General features: G+C 64.6%; 2 protein-coding genes. Both read left to right on the forward strand.

The annotated features are described in order from the left end of the window. Positions 1-323 (forward strand): hypothetical protein (locus tag TBU01S_RS22460; protein ID WP_083953808.1); only part of this gene is annotated, 323 nt, incomplete at its 5' end. A 10-nt stretch (positions 324-333) separates the two neighbouring features. Beyond that, positions 334-3,855: RHS repeat-associated core domain-containing protein (locus TBU01S_RS22465; protein ID WP_068639710.1), on the forward strand; the 3,522-nt coding region annotated here is incomplete at its 3' end.

Raw genomic sequence — 3,855 nt, forward strand, 5'->3', positions numbered from 1 at the left:
GCATGCAGAACGTCGGCATGGTTTCGAATGTCAACGTCGGCCTCGTCCATGCGGAAAACGTTGGCCTGCTGCACAGTTCCATCGTCGCAGGCCAGCGCATCGAGATGAGCGGTGCGAACAAACGTGAGCAGGTCGGCGGCAGCCGAAACACCGAGATCGGGGAGGACGATACGCTGAAGGTCTCGGGAGAATGCAAGATCGATGCAAAGCGCATCGAACTCTCCGGCAGCGAAGAAATCGTGCTCAGTTGCGGCTCCAGCACCGTGCGCCTGACACCGCAACTGATCGAGATTCTGTCCTCGCTGGTCAAGATCAATTGTTGAAGGATGAGCAATGAGTGGCAAACCCGCGGCCCGCGTGTCGGACTCGGTCTCGAAGGGCGTCATCGTCAGCGGCTCGGCGACGGTGTTGATCGGCGACGCCGCCGAAGGCAAGGCGGATCGCTGCCCGGTGTGCGAGCCGGCGGTCGGCGCGCCGGTCAATCCGCTGCTGGGCGTCAAATTGCTGCCGGCCGAAACCGACTTCGCCCTGCCGGCGCCGCAACCCTTCGTGTTCGCACGCAGTTACGCTTCCAACGACATGCGCGTGGGCGTGCTCGGCCAGGGATGGTCGATTCCAGGCGAGGGTGTGGGCCTGGAGCTGTCGCCTGCAGCCACGGTCGTCATCGACGGCCAGGGGCGCCGCATCACCTTCGGTGCGCTCGAGCCCGGCGAAGCCCGCTTCTCGCCCAGTGAACGGCTGTGGATTCGGCGCGGCGAAACCGCATCCACGCCGTGGGAAGGCCGCTGGGCTGGCGTGCCCGAAGTCTTGCGCCGCAACTCAGAAACGGTTTTCGTGCTGGCGGGCGGGCAGTACTTCCATTTTGCACCGGTGGCGGGCACCTATCGCCTGCACACCCAGTTCGATCGCAACCACTATGCCACGCAGTTCGGCTGGCTTCCTGATGGCCTGCTGGCGGTCGTACGCGACAGCGCCGGCCGCCATTATCGTTTTGCCTACCGCCACTTTGGCAACGAAGTGCGCCTGGCCGGCGTAGCGCTGGCCGTGCCCGGCCAGCCTTGGCAAGGCTTGCTCGATGCCGATGCGCAAGCCGACTGGCTGGTACGTTACCAATACAGCGGTAAGGGCGAACTTCTCGCGGTCTTCGACCGTGCAGGGCAGCCCATGCGCAGTTTTGCATGGCGGCACGGTCGCCTCGTTGCCCACGGCCGTCCCGACGGGCTCGACGTGCAATACACCTGGGATGCGCAAGGTCGGGTCGTGCAGCAGCGCGAAGTGGATGGCCTGAGCCGCCAATACGCTTACCACGCCGATCACACCATCGTCACCGACAGCCTGGGACGCACCGAAACCTACCACTTCGAAGGCGAGGGGCCCGATACCCGCTGGACAGCGCATACCCGCGCCGACGGCAGCACGGTGCGCTTCGAGTACGACGGTTTTGGCCGCCGTGTAGCCAGCATCGATGCACTCGAGCGCGTCACCCGCGAACGGCTCGATGGCCAGGGCCGGCGCGTGGCCCGCATCCTCCCCGACGGCAGCGCCTGGCGTTACCGTCTCGACGAGGACAGCGGTGAAGTCCTCGCCATCGAAGGCCCGGAAGGCCTTGCCTGGCATATCGAGCGCGATGAACGCGCCAATCCGCTCGTCGTGCGTGGGCCTGGCGGACATGAAACTCGCTACCGCTATGAGGACCCACGCCTGCCCGACCGCCCCACCTCGATCATCTCCGACGGCCGTGAACGGCGGCTCGCATGGAATGCGCTGGGCCAGCTCACGACACACACCGACTGCTCTGGACACACCACCCGCTTCAGTCACGACGCAGAAGGGCGGCTTGTCAGCCAAACCAATGCCCTGGGCGAAACTACGGCCTACGCTTACGATTCGATCGGACGTCTCATCGTCCAGACAGACGCGGCCAGACAAAGCACGCGCTACAGCTACGATGCGCTCGGGCGCCTCATTGCCCTCGAACGCCCCGACGGCAAAGTGGAACGATTGGCCTGGGACCGCTTTGGCCGGCTGACCGCCTTCATGGATGCGGGGGGGCTCACCCAGCGCTATCGCTACGATGAGGCTGGGCGGCTCATCGAATTCCAGAACGAGAACGATGCGGTGAGCGGCTTCGCCTACGACGTGCTCGACCGTCTCGTCGCCGAGACGGGCTTCGACGGCCGCACCCAACGCTACCGTTACAACCTCGCCGGCGAACTCGTCGCCCGCTGCGAAGTGAGCCTGCCGGGCGAACCCGTCACCACCTACGAACATGACAAGGCGGGCCGGCTCACCCGCCGCCATTTGCCCGCCACCGCATACGCACCGGCCACCACCGAGACCTTCCACTGGCGTGCCGACGGACAACTGGCGGGCTTCGACAGCCCCACTGTGCAAGTGCGCCTCAGCTTCGACGCGGCCGGCCGCCTTAACCAAGAAACCCAAACCCATGGCGACGACTGGCGATACGCTTGCGTGCATCGCTTCGATGCCGCCGGCCGGCCCCACGCCACAACCTTGGGGACAGCCCCCGTCATCGAGTGGCTCACCTATGGTCCTGGCCACCTGCACGGTATCCGCCTGGCCGAATGGGGGCTCGATATCGAGCGCGACGCGCTGCACCGCGAGATCGAACGCAAAGCCCGCGCCGAATCCGGTACAGCCTCCATCTTCACCGAGGCCCGCCGCTACACCGAACGAGGGCAACTCAAGGCCAGCCGCTTTGCTCCCGCCCTCGGTACCCCTTGGGAACGCACCTATCAGTACGACGCCCTCGGGTTTCTCGTTGATCTCCACGACAACACCAGCGGCCCGATCGCCTATGCTTACGATGCCTCGGGCCGGCTCACCGCCAGCCGGCACAGGCACCTCGAACACCACTACCGGTTCGACCCTGCCGGCAACCGGCTCGACGCTGAACACGAATCAAGGCGCCGGCCCAGCGGCGAAGAATGGGCACGCATCGTGCGCGAACGCATCCATGATCCAGGGTTCAACCCCCTCATGGAGTTCGGCCCGGACGCGAGCGGCCCTTCTCGCTGCCTGGACAATCGCATCCACAGCCTGGCCGGTACGCGCAACCGCCATGATGGGGCGGGTAATCTCATCGAACAACTCCGGGCCGACGGCACCCATCTCGAGCTGGGTTACGATGGCGCACATCGCCTGGTTCAACTGAAACGAAGCGACGCAGACGGCACGATCACCACCGTCGGCTACGCCTATGATGCGCTGTCGCGGCGCATCGCCAAGACCGTCACCAGCCCCGACGGCACCACGGCCACCACCCGCTACGGCTGGGACGGTGAGCGGCTGGTGTGCGAGGACGACGGCGAGCGAACGCTCACCGTGCTGTATGAACCGGGCAGCTTCGTGCCTGTGCTCCGAATCGAACAAGGGCGCGGTGAATCCGCTGACGAGGATGAAGCGGCCACGCAGGCCGCACTCGATCAAGTCGTGCGCTTATGCGCTGCCGAGGGCATTGAGCTGCCCAAGGCGCTCCAACCACAGGCCTCAACGCGCATCAGCCTCTACGTGACCGATCATCTGGGCACGCCTCTGCGCCTGGTCGGGCAGGAGGGTGCCATCGAGTGGCAGGCCAGGCCCGATGACTGGGGCGCCGTGCGAGAACAACACGGTATTCGTCAACCCATCCGCTTCCAGGGGCAGTGGGAGGACGAGGAGTCCGGATTCTATTACAACCGCTATCGATACTATGATCCGGCAATGGGGCGGTATGTGACGCAGGATCCTATCGGATTAGAAGGCGGTTCAAACGTATTTAGCTATCCATATAATCCGACAAGCTCAATTGATCCTTTAGGTCTTCAGTCCTATATGTGTAGGAATGCTGGCCTA

The organism is Thauera butanivorans NBRC 103042 (assembly GCF_001591165.1).
Lineage (GTDB): Bacteria > Pseudomonadota > Gammaproteobacteria > Burkholderiales > Rhodocyclaceae > Thauera > Thauera butanivorans.